This is a genomic window from Pseudomonas sp. ES4 (genome assembly GCF_050586665.1).
Classification (GTDB): domain Bacteria; phylum Pseudomonadota; class Gammaproteobacteria; order Pseudomonadales; family Pseudomonadaceae; genus Aquipseudomonas; species Aquipseudomonas frederiksbergensis.
Map to the genome: position 1 here is coordinate 1 of NZ_JBOBDO010000020.1, position 14,876 is coordinate 14,876.

General features: G+C 59.6%; 15 protein-coding genes. 7 read left to right on the forward strand and 8 right to left on the reverse strand.

The window, feature by feature from the left end:
* The first annotated feature begins 119 nt into the window (after nucleotides 1–119).
* Nucleotides 120–1,214: a DUF1615 domain-containing protein gene (locus tag ACQ4OB_RS20425; RefSeq protein WP_074878536.1), complete on the forward strand. Its 1,095-nt coding sequence runs from the start codon at nucleotides 120–122 to the stop codon at nucleotides 1,212–1,214.
* Between the two features lie 80 nt (nucleotides 1,215–1,294).
* Here ACQ4OB_RS20425 and ACQ4OB_RS20430 read toward each other — a convergent pair whose 3' ends face one another.
* Nucleotides 1,295–1,696: a hypothetical protein gene (locus ACQ4OB_RS20430; RefSeq protein WP_102616336.1), complete on the reverse strand. Its 402-nt coding sequence runs from the start codon at nucleotides 1,694–1,696 to the stop codon at nucleotides 1,295–1,297.
* Nucleotides 1,697–1,993: 297 nt separating this feature from the next.
* Here ACQ4OB_RS20430 and ACQ4OB_RS20435 point away from each other — a divergent pair, with 297 nt between their 5' ends.
* Entirely contained in the window at nucleotides 1,994–2,617 is a 624-nt protein-coding gene (locus ACQ4OB_RS20435; protein WP_430956331.1) for a glutathione S-transferase, read from the forward strand.
* A 1-nt stretch (nucleotide 2,618) separates the two neighbouring features.
* On the opposite strand, the gene ACQ4OB_RS20440 is transcribed toward ACQ4OB_RS20435, so the two are convergent.
* Nucleotides 2,619–3,059 (reverse strand): CBS domain-containing protein, encoded by a 441-nt coding sequence (locus ACQ4OB_RS20440; RefSeq protein ID WP_074878529.1) that lies wholly within the window; start codon nucleotides 3,057–3,059, stop codon nucleotides 2,619–2,621.
* A 344-nt stretch (nucleotides 3,060–3,403) separates the two neighbouring features.
* On the opposite strand from ACQ4OB_RS20440, the gene ACQ4OB_RS20445 reads away from it, so the two are divergent.
* Nucleotides 3,404–5,764 carry a DNA polymerase II gene (locus tag ACQ4OB_RS20445; protein WP_430956376.1) on the forward strand — a complete coding sequence of 787 codons (2,361 nt, stop codon included), beginning with the start codon at nucleotides 3,404–3,406 and terminating at the stop codon, nucleotides 5,762–5,764.
* Here the strand turns inward: ACQ4OB_RS20445 and ACQ4OB_RS20450 are convergent.
* From ACQ4OB_RS20450 to ACQ4OB_RS20460, 3 genes are all read right to left on the reverse strand, one after another.
* Nucleotides 5,729–6,199, reverse strand: coding sequence for a DUF1810 domain-containing protein (locus ACQ4OB_RS20450; RefSeq protein ID WP_102616339.1), 471 nt, complete (start codon nucleotides 6,197–6,199; stop codon nucleotides 5,729–5,731). The two genes, ACQ4OB_RS20445 and ACQ4OB_RS20450, sit on opposite strands and share 36 nt — an antisense overlap.
* Before the next feature lie 29 nt (nucleotides 6,200–6,228).
* Complete coding sequence (locus ACQ4OB_RS20455) at nucleotides 6,229–7,050, reverse strand: aldo/keto reductase (RefSeq protein WP_430956332.1); 822 nt, start codon at nucleotides 7,048–7,050, stop codon at nucleotides 6,229–6,231.
* Between the two features lie 235 nt (nucleotides 7,051–7,285).
* Nucleotides 7,286–8,434 (reverse strand): aldose epimerase family protein, encoded by a 1,149-nt coding sequence (locus tag ACQ4OB_RS20460; RefSeq protein WP_102616341.1) that lies wholly within the window; start codon nucleotides 8,432–8,434, stop codon nucleotides 7,286–7,288.
* A 253-nt stretch (nucleotides 8,435–8,687) separates the two neighbouring features.
* On the opposite strand from ACQ4OB_RS20460, the gene ACQ4OB_RS20465 reads away from it, so the two are divergent.
* Both ACQ4OB_RS20465 and ACQ4OB_RS20470 read left to right on the forward strand, forming a co-directional pair.
* Entirely contained in the window at nucleotides 8,688–9,437 is a 750-nt protein-coding gene (locus tag ACQ4OB_RS20465; protein ID WP_430956333.1) for a hypothetical protein, read from the forward strand.
* A gap of 204 nt (nucleotides 9,438–9,641) precedes the next feature.
* On the forward strand, nucleotides 9,642–10,427 hold the full coding sequence (locus tag ACQ4OB_RS20470; protein WP_074878514.1) for a sulfite exporter TauE/SafE family protein: 786 nt from the start codon (nucleotides 9,642–9,644) through the stop codon (nucleotides 10,425–10,427).
* A 42-nt stretch (nucleotides 10,428–10,469) separates the two neighbouring features.
* On the opposite strand, the gene ACQ4OB_RS20475 is transcribed toward ACQ4OB_RS20470, so the two are convergent.
* Entirely contained in the window at nucleotides 10,470–10,838 is a 369-nt protein-coding gene (locus tag ACQ4OB_RS20475) for a VOC family protein (protein ID WP_430956334.1), read from the reverse strand.
* A 177-nt stretch (nucleotides 10,839–11,015) separates the two neighbouring features.
* On the opposite strand from ACQ4OB_RS20475, the gene ACQ4OB_RS20480 reads away from it, so the two are divergent.
* Both ACQ4OB_RS20480 and ACQ4OB_RS20485 read left to right on the forward strand, forming a co-directional pair.
* Nucleotides 11,016–11,564, forward strand: coding sequence for a DUF4174 domain-containing protein (locus ACQ4OB_RS20480; protein WP_430956335.1), 549 nt, complete (start codon nucleotides 11,016–11,018; stop codon nucleotides 11,562–11,564).
* Nucleotides 11,565–11,787: 223 nt separating this feature from the next.
* Nucleotides 11,788–12,156, forward strand: a complete 369-nt coding sequence (locus ACQ4OB_RS20485; RefSeq protein ID WP_430956336.1) for a DUF6124 family protein — start codon at nucleotides 11,788–11,790, stop codon at nucleotides 12,154–12,156.
* A gap of 79 nt (nucleotides 12,157–12,235) precedes the next feature.
* On the opposite strand, the gene ampC is transcribed toward ACQ4OB_RS20485, so the two are convergent.
* Nucleotides 12,236–13,393, reverse strand: a complete 1,158-nt coding sequence (gene ampC / locus ACQ4OB_RS20490; RefSeq protein WP_371916937.1) for a class C beta-lactamase — start codon at nucleotides 13,391–13,393, stop codon at nucleotides 12,236–12,238.
* Nucleotides 13,394–13,509: 116 nt separating this feature from the next.
* Nucleotides 13,510–14,853 carry a glucarate dehydratase gene (gene gudD, locus ACQ4OB_RS20495; protein WP_430956337.1) on the reverse strand — a complete coding sequence of 448 codons (1,344 nt, stop codon included), beginning with the start codon at nucleotides 14,851–14,853 and terminating at the stop codon, nucleotides 13,510–13,512.
* Between the last annotated feature and the right edge of the window lie 23 nt (nucleotides 14,854–14,876).

Below are 14,876 nucleotides of genomic sequence, written 5' to 3' on the forward strand. Positions count from 1 at the left end.
CAGCCGAACGCAGGCTTCGCCAGCTGCTACAGGGAACAGTGGGGGGCGGTGAGAGTCATAGCCTGCGCCATGCCATTGATCGTATGGTTACCCCGGCTCAACGGATTTGATGGAGCAACATGCAAGCCAAACGATTGATGATGAGCGTCGCCGCGCTGCTGGTGCTGGCGGGTTGCGGTACTCAGCGCACGCAAGAGCCCCCGGCGCGCAAGCCTGCCGAGGTCAAGGCCGAGATCGTGCGCCTGCTGCCGGCAAAAACCACCGATCGCCAGGGCTGGGCGACCGATATCTACGTAGCATTTGCTGCCCAGAACATTTATCCATCCACCCAAAACCTGTGCTCGGTCCTGGCGGTCACCGAGCAGGAATCGACTTTCCAGGTGGACCCGCCGGTACCGGGCCTGGGCAAAATCGCCCGCGCGGAAATCGACCGCCGTGCCGACAAAGCCCACATTCCCGGCCTGCTGGTGAGCGGTGCGCTGCAGGTGAGTTCATCCAATGGCAAAAGCTACAGCGAACGGCTCAATGCGGCGCGCAGCGAAAAAGAGCTCAGCTCGATCTTCGATGACTTCATCGGCATTGTGCCCATGGGCCGGACGCTGTTCGGTGGGCTCAACCCGGTGCGCACCGGTGGACCGATGCAAGTCAGCATCGATTTCGCCGAGCAACAGGCGAAGACCTATCCGTATCCGGTGAACGGCTCGATCCGTCGTGAAGTATTCAGTCGTCGCGGCGGCCTGTACTTCGGTATCGCCCACTTGCTCGGTTATCCGGCGAGCTACAAACAACCGCTGTATCGCTTTGCCGATTTCAATGCCGGTTGGTACGCCAGCCGCAATGCCGCGTTTCAGAACGCAGTGAGTCGCGCGTCGGGCATACCGCTGGCGCTGGATGGTGACCTGGTTCGCTACGATTCGATCATGCCAGGCACCACGGAATTGGCGGTGCGCACCCTCGGCAAGCAACTGGGCATGCGCAATCCGACCATTCGCGACCAATTGGAGGAGGGCAAAAACTTCGAATTCGAGAACACCCAGCTCTATGCACGGGTTTTTGCCCTGGCCGAACAGGCGGAAGGTCGGCCATTACCGCGTGCGGTGTTGCCGGGGATTGTGCTGCAAAGCCCGAAGATCACCCGCAAACTCACCACGGCATGGTTTGCCAAGCGGGTCGATGAGCGCTATCAGCGTTGCATGGCGCGGGCCGGCAAGTGACCGAGCGCAAAAGACAGACGTAAAAAAACCCGGCTGATAAGGCCGGGTTTTTCATTGAGTACCACGGTAAAACCATTCATTTATACAGCGCGGCTTTCGATCAGACGGTCCGAACCACCTTCAGCGACGCGGTTCTCGATCAGGCGATCGGAGCCACCTTCAGCAACGCGGTTTTCGATCAGACGATCCGAACCACCTTCAGCGACGCGGTTTTCGATCAGACGATCCGAACCACCTTCAGCGACGCGGTTCTCGATCAGACGATCGGAGCCACCTTCTGCGACGCGGTTCTCGATCAGACGATCCGAACCACCTTCAGCGACGCGGCTTTCGATCAGACGATCGGAGCCACCTTCGGCCACACGACTTTCAATCAGACGGTCCGAGCCGCCTTCAGCGACAACCGGGTGAACAGAGGTAGCGGCGAAAGCGTTAACTGCGAAAACCGAGAAAGCAATGCTGAGGATAGTTTGGCGTTTCATGATGGTGTGCTCCGGGGTGTAGTTGTTTGGTGTGAGGCTGATGTTACGCCGCGGATTTTTTATGAGAACTTCATTGCCGTGATGGTGAACATCGACGGCAATGATAGGAAGGACGACTCACCCCACATGAGCGTGATGTTTCAGTTCCCCACCTCGGCCGCCATCGTGACCAGCGTTCGACGCCATGCTCATAGGCGAGCATGGCGCCACCGCCCCGTTATTCACCGGCTAGACTGGCCGATGACGAGTATTCGCTCGTCTGCTGACTCTATTTTCGTTTCGCCAGGAGCGCGCGATATGTACCAGCTATACGGACACCAGAATTCCGGCGCTGCCGCGATAGAAGCGGCACTGGAGCTGTGCGAAATCCCCTACCGCTTCATCGACGTTGAAACCTCTCCCGAGGCGACCCACGCGCTGGAGAAGCTCAATCCGCTCAAGCAGGTCCCGACCCTGCAATTGCCCGATGGCAGCGTTCTCACCGAGAGCGCGGCGATTCTGATTCACCTGGGTCTCACGTTCCCCCAATCAAACCTGTTGCCGAAAATCGCCGCCGAGCGGGATCAGGCCATTCGCGGCCTGGTGTACATCGTCAGCAATTGCTATTCGGCGATTGGCATCATCGACTACCCCGAGCGCTGGCTGGCCGAGACGGATGAATCGTCCAGGCAAAACCTCATGGCCGGCGCCCGCGCGCGACTGCACCGGAGTTGGGAGGTGTTTGCCGATCAGTTTTCGGGCGATTTGTATCTGGGCGACGAGACGCCGGGGGCACTGGATGTGCTGGCGGCGGTGGTTTCAAGATGGGCGGGCAGTCGCGAGTATTTACGCAGTGCAAGGCCCGGATTTTTCGCGTGGCTTACGCGCATTGACCGGCACCCGACATTGGCACCGGTCTTTGCGCGGCATTGGCCGGGTTGATCTATTCGCCGCGGATGTACTGCTCCAGCTGGCGAATCAATTCAGCCTGTTCGGCGATGGCTTCCTTGACCAGGTCGCCAATCGACAGCAAACCGATCAACTGGCCGTTTTCCACCACCGGCAAGTGGCGCAGGCGTTTGTCGGACATGATGCCCATGCAGGTTTCGACGGTTTGACGGGTGTCCACGGTGATCACCGGCGATACCATGATGTCTTCGACCGGTGTACCGACGGAGGAGCGGCCCTTGAGCACGAGTTTGCGCGCATAGTCACGCTCGCTGATGATGCCGACAACCTCGCCATTTCTCAGGACCGGCAAGGCGCCGACGTTTTTGGCGGCCATGACCATCAGGGCTTCCAGCACCATTTGATGCGGTGCAATGGTGTGGACCTCATGATTCTGTTCAGCCTTTAACTTCAGCAGTTGGGCGACGGTTTTCATGGCAGTTTCTCAGGTGTTGTCGTTGTCCTTGAAGAATCGTAGACACCGGCGCTGAGGGCAAGGCAGAAAGCGGCAGATAACGCTCAAAAAACGCCATTCAGCAGTTTTTCTTCGGTAAACCTGAAATTTTCCACAGTTATTCATTGATCCATGGGCTGACTCGATCCATGTGGGAGTGAGCCTGCTCGCGAAGACCGCGGGTCAGTCAATACAGGTGTCGACTGATACACCGCTTTCGCGAGCAGGCTCGCTCCCACAGGGATTGCATCCACCTCGCAGAGACGGGCTATCGCCTTGGATGACGCGTAGAATTGCGCCTTGAATCAAATCTTGAGGTTGCAGTGGTGGATTTACAGCGGGGCTTCGTCCTGACCCGGCATTGGCGCGATACCCCGGCCGGTACGGAAGTCGAGTTCTGGCTGGCGACCGACACCGGTCCCCAGCGGATCCGCCTGCCTCATCAACCCTCGGTGGCGTTCATTCCCGCCGCCCAGCGCGATCAGGCTGAAGCGTTGCTGCGCGGCGAAAAGAACGTCGAGCTGCGGCCGTTGGCGTTACTGGATTTCGAGCACCGCCCGGTACTCGGTCTGTACTGCCAGCAGCACGGTCAACTGATGCGTCTTGAAACCGCACTGCGCAAGGCCGGCGTCGACGTGTTCGAAGCCGATGTGCGCCCGCCGGAACGCTACATGATGGAGCGTTTCATCACCGCGCCGGTCCGGTTCAGTGGCACGCCGAACGCCGAGGGCCTGCTGCTCGATGCCCAGATGAAACCCGACCCCGACTATCGCCCTAGCCTCAGGCTGGTCTCCCTGGACATCGAAACCACCGCTCAGGGCGAGTTGTATTCCATCGCCCTGGAAGGTTGCGGCGAGCGCCAGGTCTACATGCTCGGTCCGCCCAACGGCGGCGACAGCGAGGTGGATTTTCAGCTCGAATACTGCGATTCCCGAACCCTGCTGCTGAAAAAGCTCAACGAATGGTTCGCCCGCCATGATCCCGACGCGATCATCGGCTGGAACGTCGTGCAGTTCGACCTGCGCGTGCTTCACGAACACGCCCGGCGGCTGGCGGTGCCGCTGAAACTGGGGCGTGGCGGCGAAGAAATGCAGTGGCGCGAACACGGGAGCCGCACCCATTACTTCGCCTCGGCCGCGGGCCGGCTGATCATCGACGGCATCGAATCCCTGCGCTCGGCGACCTGGAGTTTCCCCTCGTTCAGCCTGGAGAACGTCGCGCAAACCCTGCTTGGCGAGGGCAAGTCGATCGACAACCCGTACCAGCGCATGGACGAAATCAACCGCATGTTCGCCGAGGACAAACCGGCCCTGGCCAAGTACAACCTCAAAGACTGCGAGCTGGTAACGCGGATTTTCGCCAAGACCGAGCTGCTGACCTTTCTGCTGGAGCGGGCCAGCGTCACCGGGTTGCCGGCGGATCGCAGCGGCGGCTCGGTGGCGGCGTTCACGCACCTGTACATGCCGCTGATGCACCGCCAGGGTTTCGTCGCGCCGAACCTTGGGAACAAACCTGCGCAAGCCAGCCCCGGCGGGTTTGTCATGGACTCGCAACCGGGCCTGTACGAATCGGTGCTGGTGCTCGACTACAAAAGCCTCTATCCGTCGATCATCCGTACCTTTCTCATCGACCCGGTGGGCTTGATCGAGGGCCTTAAACATCCGGATGACAGCGAGTCGGTGCCAGGCTTTCGCGGTGCGCGTTTTTCCAGAACCCGGCATTGCCTGCCCGCCATCGTCGCCCGGGTCGCCGAAGGGCGTGAAACCGCCAAGCGCGAACACAATGCGCCGCTGTCCCAGGCCCTGAAAATCATCATGAATGCCTTTTACGGCGTGCTCGGTTCCAGCGGTTGCCGCTTCTTCGACACACGCCTGGCGTCGTCCATCACGCTGCGCGGTCACGAGATCATGCTGCGCACGCGACAGTTGATCGAAGCCCAGGGCCACACGGTGATTTACGGCGACACCGACTCGACCTTCGTCTGGCTGCGCCGTGCCCATGGTCAACAAGAAGCCGCACAGATCGGCCACGCGCTGGTGGATCACGTCAACCAGTGGTGGCGCGAGCATGTGCAGCAGCAATACGGTCTGGAAAGTGCGTTGGAGTTGCAGTTCGAAACCCACTACAAGCGCTTTCTGATGCCGACCATTCGTGGCGCCGAGGAGGGCAGCAAGAAGCGTTATGCCGGGCTTGTGACCCGCGCCGATGGCACCGACGAAATGGTCTACAAAGGCCTGGAAACCGTGCGCACCGACTGGTCGCCGCTGGCCCGGCAATTCCAGCAGGAGCTGTACCTGCGCATCTTCAATCGCAAACCCTATCAGGAGTATGTGCGCGACTACGTGCGCAAGACCTTGGCGGGGGAGTTCGACGATCGCCTGATCTACCGCAAGCGCCTGCGCCGCACCCTCGATGACTATCAGCGCAACGTGCCGCCCCACGTGCGTGCCGCGCGGATTGCCGATGAGTACAACGACCTGCAGGGCCGTCCGCGGCAATACCAGAACGGTGGCTGGATCAGTTACGTGATCACCGTCGCCGGGCCCGAGCCGCTGGAAATCCGCAGCGCGCCCATCGACTACGACCACTACGTCACCCGCCAGCTGCAACCGGTGGCGGACGCCATTCTGCCCTTCGTGGACGACGACTTTTCAACGTTGATTGGTGGGCAGTTGGGCCTGTTTTGAGTCCAGCAGCAACAACGTCCAGTCATCCAGGATGCCGTGGAAATACTGGTCCAGTGCTCGATGAAAGTCGCTGTTAGCGCCGGCAACCTGGGCGAACAGCGTCATGGAAGAGTGAAACTTGAGATCGTCGGGATGGCCGAATATGCCGGCGACCGAGCTTTTTTCGATGTTCAGCACCAATTGCGTGCAGGTGCGCAACCGTGAACCCAGCAGCGGATGATTGAGGTATGCCGCGGCTTCCTCTTTGGAACGAATGGCAAAGTGGCGGGACATCTCGCTGCCGCCCAAACCTGCGAATTGCGGAAAGATGAACCACATCCAGTGACTGCGCTTGTGGCCGGCGTTCAGCTCGGCCTGGACCCGTTTGTACACCGGGTCCTGTGCCTGGATAAAGCGTTGCAGATTAAAGGAATCGTCCTGATCAGTGCTTCTCATGCCGAAGCCCTCTGACAGACTGCGATGGCTCAGACCATGGCCAATCGCTGTTTGCGTTGTGGCGCGCGAAACGCCTGTTCCAGCGCCTCCAGATCCCCAGCCTCCAGTTGCAATTGCGCCGCTTGCGCATTGAGTTGCAGGTGCTCGGGGCGGACCGCTTTGGGGATGGCGATCACGCCTTCGTTACGCAGCATCCATGCCAGCGCTACCTGGGCCGGCGTCACACGGTGACGGGCGGCTATTTGCTTGAGCGTTATATGGTCCAGCATAGGCCCACCCTGACCGATCGGACAGTAGGCCATGAGCGGCATTCGATGCTGGCGGCTCCAGGGCAGCAGATCAAACTCGATGCCGCGCTCTTCCAGGTTGTAGAGCACCTGGTTGGTGGCACAGGCCGGTGAGGCCAGTTCCTCCAGGTCATCGACATCAAAATTGGAAACGCCCCAGCGACCGATCTTGCCTTCGACCCGCAGGCGTTCGAAGGCTTCGACCGTTTCTTCGAGGGGGTACTGGCCGCGCCAGTGCAGCAGGTAAAGATCGATGTAATCGGTATCCAGCCGCCGCAGGCTGCGTTCGCACGCCAGGGGAATCCCTTTGCGGCTGGCGTTGTGCGGGTACACCTTGCTGACCAGAAACACTTCATCACGCCTGCCGGTGATGGCTTCACCGACCACTTCCTCAGCGCCGCCCTCACCGTACATTTCAGCAGTATCGATAAGGGTCATGCCGAGTTCGATACCCAGGCGCAATGCCGCCACTTCCTGGGTATGCCGGGAACGGTCTTCGCCCATGCGCCAGGTGCCTTGGCCGATCACCGGTACATTGACGCCAGCCAGCTCGAGGGTGCGCATTCAAATCTCCTTATTTTGAATCGATGAGTACTCCTTCGGTTGGCAACAGAATACCCCGGTGGTTCCATCGACCTGTAGCAGCTGTCGAGCTTGCGAGGCTGCGTTCGGCTGCGAAGCAGTCGCCGAATCAAACAATGAGGTGTTTCAGGAATACCGCGTGCGCAGGAGTTGCGAGGACTTCGTCCTCGGACGCAGCCTCGTAGGCTCGGCAGCTGCTACATGATCGCATTGGGCCTTACTGGGTAGAAAACTTCATCACCGTGCTCTGGGCATAGGTCTTGCCCGGGTCCAGGCGCGTGGACGGGAAGTTCGGCTGATTCGGCGAATCCGGGTAGTGCTGGGTCTCCAGCGTGAACGCGCCCCAGTGCGGGTAGACCTTGCCAGCCTTGCCCTTGACCGAACCATCGAGGAAGTTGCTGGTGTAGAACTGCACACCAGGCTCGGTGGTGTAGAGCTGCAAGCGACGACCGGATTGCGGATCGCTGACCTCGGCGGCGAGTTGGCCCACATCACCTGCGGCGTTCAGCACCCAGTTGAAATCGAAGCCGCCCTGTTTCGGTTCGGCAAATTTCAACTGAGGGTGATCGGCTTTGATGTGCTTGCCAATGGCGGTCGGCTGGGTGAAGTCCATCGGTGTGCCAGCCACCGGGGCCAGTTCGCCGGTAGGGATCAGCTTGCCGGTGACTGGCGTGTAATGGCTGGCGTGCAGGGTGGCGAGCTGTTTCAGCACATCACCGTTACCGGCGCCGGCCAGGTTGAAATAGCTGTGATTGGTCAGGTTCAACACCGTGGCTTTATCGGTGGAAGCCTTGTAGTCGATGCGCAACTCGTTTTGCTCATTGAGGCTGTAGGTGACCTCGGTTTTCAGGTTGCCGGGGAAGCCCATTTCACCGTCCGCCGACAGGTAGGTCAGGGTCACGCCGACCGAATCCTTGCCGTTGCTCGGCTGGGCTTTCCAGACGTGCTTGTCAAAACCCCGGGGGCCGCCGTGCAGCGAATTGGAACTGTCGTTGAGCGGTACCTGATAGCGCTTGCCGTCCAGTTCGAAAGCACCGTTGGCCAGGCGATTGCCAAAGCGCCCGATGGTCGCACCGAAATACGCCGTGCCGCTCTGATAGCCCTGCACGTCATCGAAACCGAGCACCACATCGTCGAACTTTCCGTTTTTGTCCGGCACTTTCAGCGACTGCAAAATGCCGCCGTAAGTAATGACCGTGGCGGTCAGCCCATGGCTGTTGCGCAAGATGTATTGCTCGACGGGCGTGCCGTCATTGGTTTTGCCAAAGGCCTTGTGTTCGCTGGACAGGCCGGCGGCCTGGGCGGAGAGGGTGGCGATCATCAGAGACAGTCCAAGGGCGCAGAACGGGTATCGGGATTGAAGCATGGTTGACCTTCCTTTTTATTGTTTTTGACAAAGTAGTCATACTACTAATCGGTTTTTAATAGGAGCAAGGAAGGATTTATAGCTTATGCAGGCGATGTTGCAATTATAAAGTATGACTAATTTGATGGCGCCGCTTAACGGGTGCCAACGCTTGCGGACGGTCGGCACTGCACTTTTCCAGGATTCACGGCTCTACCCTTGGCCAGCCTGCGGCGAATCCCCACCGCCGGCCCATGCCCAAGTTCGATAACCCATGGCTCGAGTTTTACCCCGCACCACCCCGCGAATCCGCCGCCGTTGCCTGCTGTTGGCTTGCTTGTCGATGCTCGCCGCCTCCGGGTGCAGCCAGCAGCAGGGCCGCGACATCGTCAGCCAGTTCCGCGAAGGCAAACCCCAGGAATTTCTCCAGACCAGCGTCGACCGCATGGCGACCCTGGCGATGCGCGACAACCTCGACAGCCTCTACCTGCTGATGAGCAAGCTCTACCTGCGCAACCCGGACGAGTTGAAAAAATCCGGCTTCCTTGACGCCCGCACCGCGGGCAAACAAGTGCGCATGGCCATCGAACAGCAACAGCCGCTGCCGACCCTGGGAGGCAAAAAAGACCTGGCAGCGCTGAGTTATGCCATGAGCCCGGAGTTTCTCGGCGACCGGGTCGGTGCCTTCATTTATGCCATTGGCAGCATGCTCGTCACTGCGCACGGCAATCGGCTCGAGTTCTACATGACGGATGCGATCAACCCGACGTTCGTCAGCAATGCGGCCCGCAACATCGAGAAAGCCACCTGGATCCTCAGCCAGCGGCAAAACAGGAACGGCGAGCCTTTACTGTTCTCCAACGAAATCTCGGAGGAGGGCAGCAACCTGAGTTTTGCCGTGGAGTTCGGCAAGATCGTCGCCCGGCTGGACCTGCTGACGCAGATGCTGGACGAGCGCTACCGCCGGATCGGTTTGAATTACGCGCAGAGTTTGCTGTTCCTCAATTTCCTGCCAGTACAGTGAACCCCTTGTAGGAGTGAGCCTGCTCGCGATAGCGGTTTAACATTCAGCAATGATGCTGGCTGTGAGTCCGTCATCGCGAGCAGGCTCACTCCCACAGGGGGGATGTGTTTAGGGCATAAAGATAGATCGCATCGATATAAGTGGTTATAAGAAAAATCGCTATGCTGCGGGCCTGATTTTTCATGCGTTTTTGTGGGCGTGTTAATGGAATTCGGTAATTTCGGTTTAGTCGTGGCAGGTCTGGTGGTCGGCTTTATTGTCGGGATGACAGGCGTGGGTGGCGGCTCGTTGATGACCCCCATTCTGTTGTGGTTCGGTGTCAATCCGGCCACCGCAGTGGGGACGGATTTGCTGTACGCGGCGATTACCAAGTCCAGTGGCGTGCTGGTTCATCGAAAGAACAAGAACATCGACTGGGCCATCACCGGTTGGTTGACCCTCGGCAGCGTGCCGGCAGTGGCGCTGACGTTGTGGTTCCTGAGCACCTTGCAAACGTCCCCGGAGGCGATGAACGCGGTCATCAAACAGGCCTTGGGCTTTGTCCTGTTTGCCACGGCGCTGGCGATTTTCTTCAAGAAGCGCCTGCTCGATTTCGCCCACAAACGCGCGGGCGGTCATTACAACCCCAGCGGCAATCGCTTGAATGCGCTGACCGTGATCACTGGCCTGGTCCTCGGCACCATGGTTGCCCTGACCTCCATCGGCGCCGGCGCCCTGGGCACCGTTGCCTTATTCATTCTCTATCCGATGCTGCCGACCCGCCGCCTGGTGGGCACGGAAATCGCGCACGCCGTACCGCTGACCCTGGTGGCCGGCCTCGGCCATGCGAGCATGGGCAACATGGACTGGCACGTATTGGGTTACTTGCTGATCGGTTCACTGCCGGGGATTTACCTGGGCAGCCACCTCACTGGCCGCATCTCCGATGAAGTGCTGCGACCTTGCCTGGCCACGATGCTGGTGCTGATCGGGTACAAACTGGCCTTTTGATCGGGCCGCGGTTGCACAAACAAACCAGCTTGGCAGGCGCGCTCAGGGCCGAGTCAGAATTTCCAGCAGATGCCCGTCCGGGTCATCGAAGTAAACCCGTCGGCCGCCGCCGTAATCGTTGATCTCGTTCGGTCGTTGTTTGCCGGGGTCGGCCCACCAGGGTTGCTGTCGGGCTTGCAGGCGGGCGAAGGCCGCATCGAAATCCTCGTCACCGATCAAAAACGCGTAGTGCTGGGAGGCAATCGGCGGGTCATTGTCGTAGAAGTCCAGCGACACGCCATTGTCGAACTTGACGATCAGCATCGGGCCGAAGGGTTCGGGGCTGGGCAGGCCGAGGATGTCTGCCAGGTAGTGGGCTGATGTCTGCTTGTCGCGACACCAGACGATGGTGTGGTTCAACTGAGCGCTCATGCAGAGGTCCTCACGGCGGATCAGGGCGATGTTATTGATTTATGAGATTAGCTCAGGCTGTTGCGCAATGACCGCCCTGACCTAAGCTTGGGGCAGGCGAGACATATTGCGTGCGTCACCCGGAACGAACGCCGCGATGCGCAATCATTAGAGCGTGGATATCAAAAGGAGATGCGCATGCTCATCAGGTCTTTGACCCTGACTACCCTGCTGGCTTTCGCCGGCCCCTTGCTCGCTGCCGATGACGGCTCACCGCTGGACATGGAGAAGGGCAGGTCCCGGCCGTTGATTGTCATCGCGCCGAGCACGGTCGATCCCACGTGGGTCAGTCTGAAAAAGTCGCTGGATGAACCGGCCAATCGCAAGGGGTTCACCGAGCGAAACATGGTCCTGTACACCGTGCTTAATCTGATGGGCCAGCGCGAGGGCAAAGACCTGGGGCCGCAAGACACGGCGGCATTGATCCGTTCGCTCAAGTTGGGGGCTGGCGCCAAGAGCAAAGTCATCCTGGTGGGCAAGGACGGGGAAAAGAAACTTGAGCAATCGGGAACGATCGAGCTGAAGGAGATTTTCGCCGCCGTCGACCAATTGCCGGCGACGGAGCAACAAGCCACAGTGCCGACACCACCGCCGGTCACGGAAGCCGAACCGGCCAAGGGCGCCAAGGGAGCAAAACCGGGCAAACCGGCGAAGCCTGCCAAGCCGCCTGAAATGCCGGATGATTGAACTCGGCGGCTAAAAAAAACGCGTGTTTCGGGGGGGCGATGTACCGATTTCCATTGGTCTCGGAAGTTTCCTGCAAGTCCTGTCGGTGTTTATGAACTGGTTTCTGTCAGAGCGCACGGCTAGCCTTCGTCAGCCACCGCGAAATAGCGGTCGGACGTGGGAATCCGCGACACTGAGGGATCCAGGGACGTAAACACCAATGGCACAAAAAGGAGCCTCGTCTGTGAAGAAGTTCAGCAAGCATCCATCGCAAACCCCAAACGGTGCCGATCAACTCGATCCCGCGAAGCCGTGTGAAACCGCAAAAGGCGCCGTTACCCAAAGCCCCAGGCGTACCCCCACGACCCGGCAGGTTTTCACTGTTGCGCCTGGTGTCGACACGCTGACCCTGCTGAATCAGGCCTGCGAAAACCTTGCCTCCCTGAATGTCCTGATCGCGAACCTCGCCGGAAAACTGGAAGGTTCGAACCGCCAGCTGCTGCTGTCGATCCAGCAATTGGCGGCGGTCACCGAGTTGTTGGTGAATCAGGCGCGGGAAAATCTTGATCCGAGAAGTGGTGCGCCTGACGCTCAGCCGCCGACTCTGCATTGAGCTGACGCAGTAACGACAATGGGCGACCTCAAAGAGGTCGCCCATTTTGTTTGCCGCTGCGAGAAATCGCGTTTCTTGGCTACTTGGCCAGTGCACTCAATATCGTATGAGCAATCTTGATCCGCTCAGGGTTCGGGTAGTTTTTGTTGGCCAGGATCACGATGCCGATGTCTTTCGACGGCACGTACGCCACGTAGGCACCGAAGCCGCCCGTTGAACCGGTTTTGTTAATCAGCACGCTTTCCGGTTGAGGTTGCGGCGGGGTCAGCCACTGGACTTCGTGAGCCTCCATCGCCATCTGCGTCGAGTTACCCGCCAGCAATTTATCGAGGCTGACCGGATAGGGGTAGAACTCCCAACCCAGCCCCTGAGTCATATCGCCCACTTTGTAGTAGCCGGTATGCGTCGCGGCGATGGCCCGCTGCAGCGGATCCTCAAGGCGGGCCGGTTTCATGTTCGCTTCAACATAACGAATCAGGTCCGCCGCGCTGGTTTTGACGCCATAAGCCTCTGAATCCAGTGCCCCCGGCCCAACCCGTACAGGCTTGTCTTCCTTGTTGTAACCCTGGGCGTAAAGCCCCATTTGAGCTTGCGGCACCTTGAGGTAGGTGTGTTTGAGCCCGAGTTTCGGCAGCAGGGTTTTTTCCATCACGTCATCAAACGGCGCGCCGATACTCTGGGCGGCGAGGTAGCCGAACAACCCCAGGCTAGGGTTTGAATACTGCCGATGGGTGCCCGCGGCATAGGTCGGTTTCCACTGCTTGAAATAGCCGAGCATCTTGTCTGGTGCGTCGGCATCGTCGGGGAATTGCAACGGCAAGCCGCCGGCGCTGTAGGTGCCCAGTTGCAGCACGCTGATGTTATCGAACGCGCTGCCACGCAGATCCGGCAGCACGCTGCTGGCCTTGTCCGACAGGGACAGTTTGCCGGTGGCCTGAGCGTAGGCGACGAGGGTCGCGGTGAAGGTTTTGCTCACCGAGCCGATCTCGAACAAAGTGTTTTCGGTGACGGGTTGTGCGCTTTCTTTCGACGCCACCCCGTAGTTGAAGTAATGCGGCTTTCCGTTGACGGTCACGGCCACGGCAATTCCAGGAACGGCCTGGGCTTGCATGACCGGTTGTACGGCGGCATTCACCACCGTCTCGATTTGATCCTGTGCGACGCATTGGCCGGAGGCGAGCAGCGCCACGCAAACGGCGAGAATTTTCAGTCTGTCCATGTTGGTTGGGTCCGTCATTGATTCGATTGCGCGCCATTTTAGGGGGTTAACCGCTACGCTCCGAGCGGTTTTTGAACCCGGCCGCCCATAAGCGGGCCGGGAAGATTGCTAACAGGCCAGGCGCGACCGCTGAATCAACGCACCAGACACGGCCGCTTGTTATCGAATTTCCAGCCCGGAATCAGAAACTGCATCGCCACGCTGTCATCCCGGGCACCCAATCCCATGCCTTTGTACAACTCATGAGCCTTGGCCAACTGATCCAAGTCCAGTTCGACACCCAACCCGGGTTTCTTCGGCACCTGCACACAACCGTCAACGATTTGCAGCGGCGCTTTGGTCAGGCGCTGGCCGTCCTGCCAGATCCAGTGGGTGTCGATGGCGGTAATGTCACCCGGCGCGGCGGCCGCGACGTGGGTGAACATCGCCAGGGAAATATCGAAGTGGTTGTTGGAGTGCGAACCCCAGGTCAGGCCCCATTCATGGCACATCTGCGCCACGCGGACCGAACCCTGCATGGTCCAGAAGTGCGGGTCGGCCAGTGGAATGTCCACTGATTGCAACTGGATCGCGTGGCCCATTTCCCGCCAGTCGGTGGCGATCATGTTGGTGGCGGTTTTCAGACCTGTGGCGCGACGGAATTCCGCCATGACTTCACGGCCCGAATAACCGTTTTCCGCGCCGCACGGGTCTTCGGCGTAAGCCAGTACGTGATGCTGATCCCGGCACAGGGCAATGGCTTCCTTGAGTGACCACGCCCCATTCGGATCGAGGGTGATGCGCGCATCGGGAAAGCGTTCGGCCAGGGCGGTGACGGCTTCGATTTCTTGATCGCCACTGAGCACGCCGCCCTTGAGTTTGAAGTCCTTGAAACCGTAGCGCGCGTGGGCGGCTTCAGCCAGGCGCACCACGGCGTCGGCGGTCATGGCTTTTTCGTGACGCACGCGGAACCAGTTGTTGTCGGCATCCGGCTCGCTACGGTAGGCCAGGTCGGTTTCGTTGCGATCACCGACATAAAACAGGTAACCGAGCATCTTCACTTCATCGCGCTGCTGACCTTCACCGAGCAAGGCCGCGACCGGCACATCCAGATGCTGGCCGAGCAGATCGAGCAATGCAGCTTCCAGGCCGGTGACGGCGTGGATGGTGATGCGCAAATCGAATGTCTGTAACCCGCGACCGCCGGCATCGCGATCGGCGAAGGTCTGGCGCACTTGATTGAGGATCTTCTGATACGTGCCGATCGGACTGCCGACCACCAACGAGCGAGCGTCTTCGAGGGTCTGGCGAATGCGCTCGCCGCCCGGCACTTCACCGACGCCGGTATGACCGGCGTTGTCCTTGAGGATCACGATGTTGCGGGTGAAAAACGGCCCGTGGGCGCCGCTCAGATTGAGCAGCATGCCGTCGTGGCCGGCCACCGGAACAACTTGCATGCTGGTAATGACCGGGGCTTTGGCAGTTTCTTGTGCATTCATTTTCATGTCCTTCAAACGGATAT

Excerpts from the sequence above, each read along its gene's own strand:
- ACQ4OB_RS20465 (WP_430956333.1), top strand. The coding sequence starts at position 8,688 with ATGGCTCGAGTTTTACCCCGCACCACCCCGCGAATCCGCCGCCGTTGC.
- ACQ4OB_RS20430 (WP_102616336.1), bottom strand. The coding sequence starts at position 1,696 with ATGAAACGCCAAACTATCCTCAGCATTGCTTTCTCGGTTTTCGCAGTT.
- ACQ4OB_RS20480 (WP_430956335.1), top strand. The coding sequence starts at position 11,016 with ATGCTCATCAGGTCTTTGACCCTGACTACCCTGCTGGCTTTCGCCGGC.
- ACQ4OB_RS20435 (WP_430956331.1), top strand. The coding sequence starts at position 1,994 with ATGTACCAGCTATACGGACACCAGAATTCCGGCGCTGCCGCGATAGAA.
- ACQ4OB_RS20455 (WP_430956332.1), bottom strand. The coding sequence starts at position 7,050 with ATGCGCACCCTCGAGCTGGCTGGCGTCAATGTACCGGTGATCGGCCAA.
- gudD (WP_430956337.1), bottom strand. The coding sequence starts at position 14,853 with ATGAATGCACAAGAAACTGCCAAAGCCCCGGTCATTACCAGCATGCAA.
- ACQ4OB_RS20470 (WP_074878514.1), top strand. The coding sequence starts at position 9,642 with ATGGAATTCGGTAATTTCGGTTTAGTCGTGGCAGGTCTGGTGGTCGGC.
- ACQ4OB_RS20450 (WP_102616339.1), bottom strand. The coding sequence starts at position 6,199 with ATGAGAAGCACTGATCAGGACGATTCCTTTAATCTGCAACGCTTTATC.
- ampC (WP_371916937.1), bottom strand. The coding sequence starts at position 13,393 with ATGACGGACCCAACCAACATGGACAGACTGAAAATTCTCGCCGTTTGC.
- ACQ4OB_RS20425 (WP_074878536.1), top strand. The coding sequence starts at position 120 with ATGCAAGCCAAACGATTGATGATGAGCGTCGCCGCGCTGCTGGTGCTG.
- ACQ4OB_RS20475 (WP_430956334.1), bottom strand. The coding sequence starts at position 10,838 with ATGAGCGCTCAGTTGAACCACACCATCGTCTGGTGTCGCGACAAGCAG.
- ACQ4OB_RS20440 (WP_074878529.1), bottom strand. The coding sequence starts at position 3,059 with ATGAAAACCGTCGCCCAACTGCTGAAGTTAAAGGCTGAACAGAATCAT.
- ACQ4OB_RS20460 (WP_102616341.1), bottom strand. The coding sequence starts at position 8,434 with ATGCTTCAATCCCGATACCCGTTCTGCGCCCTTGGACTGTCTCTGATG.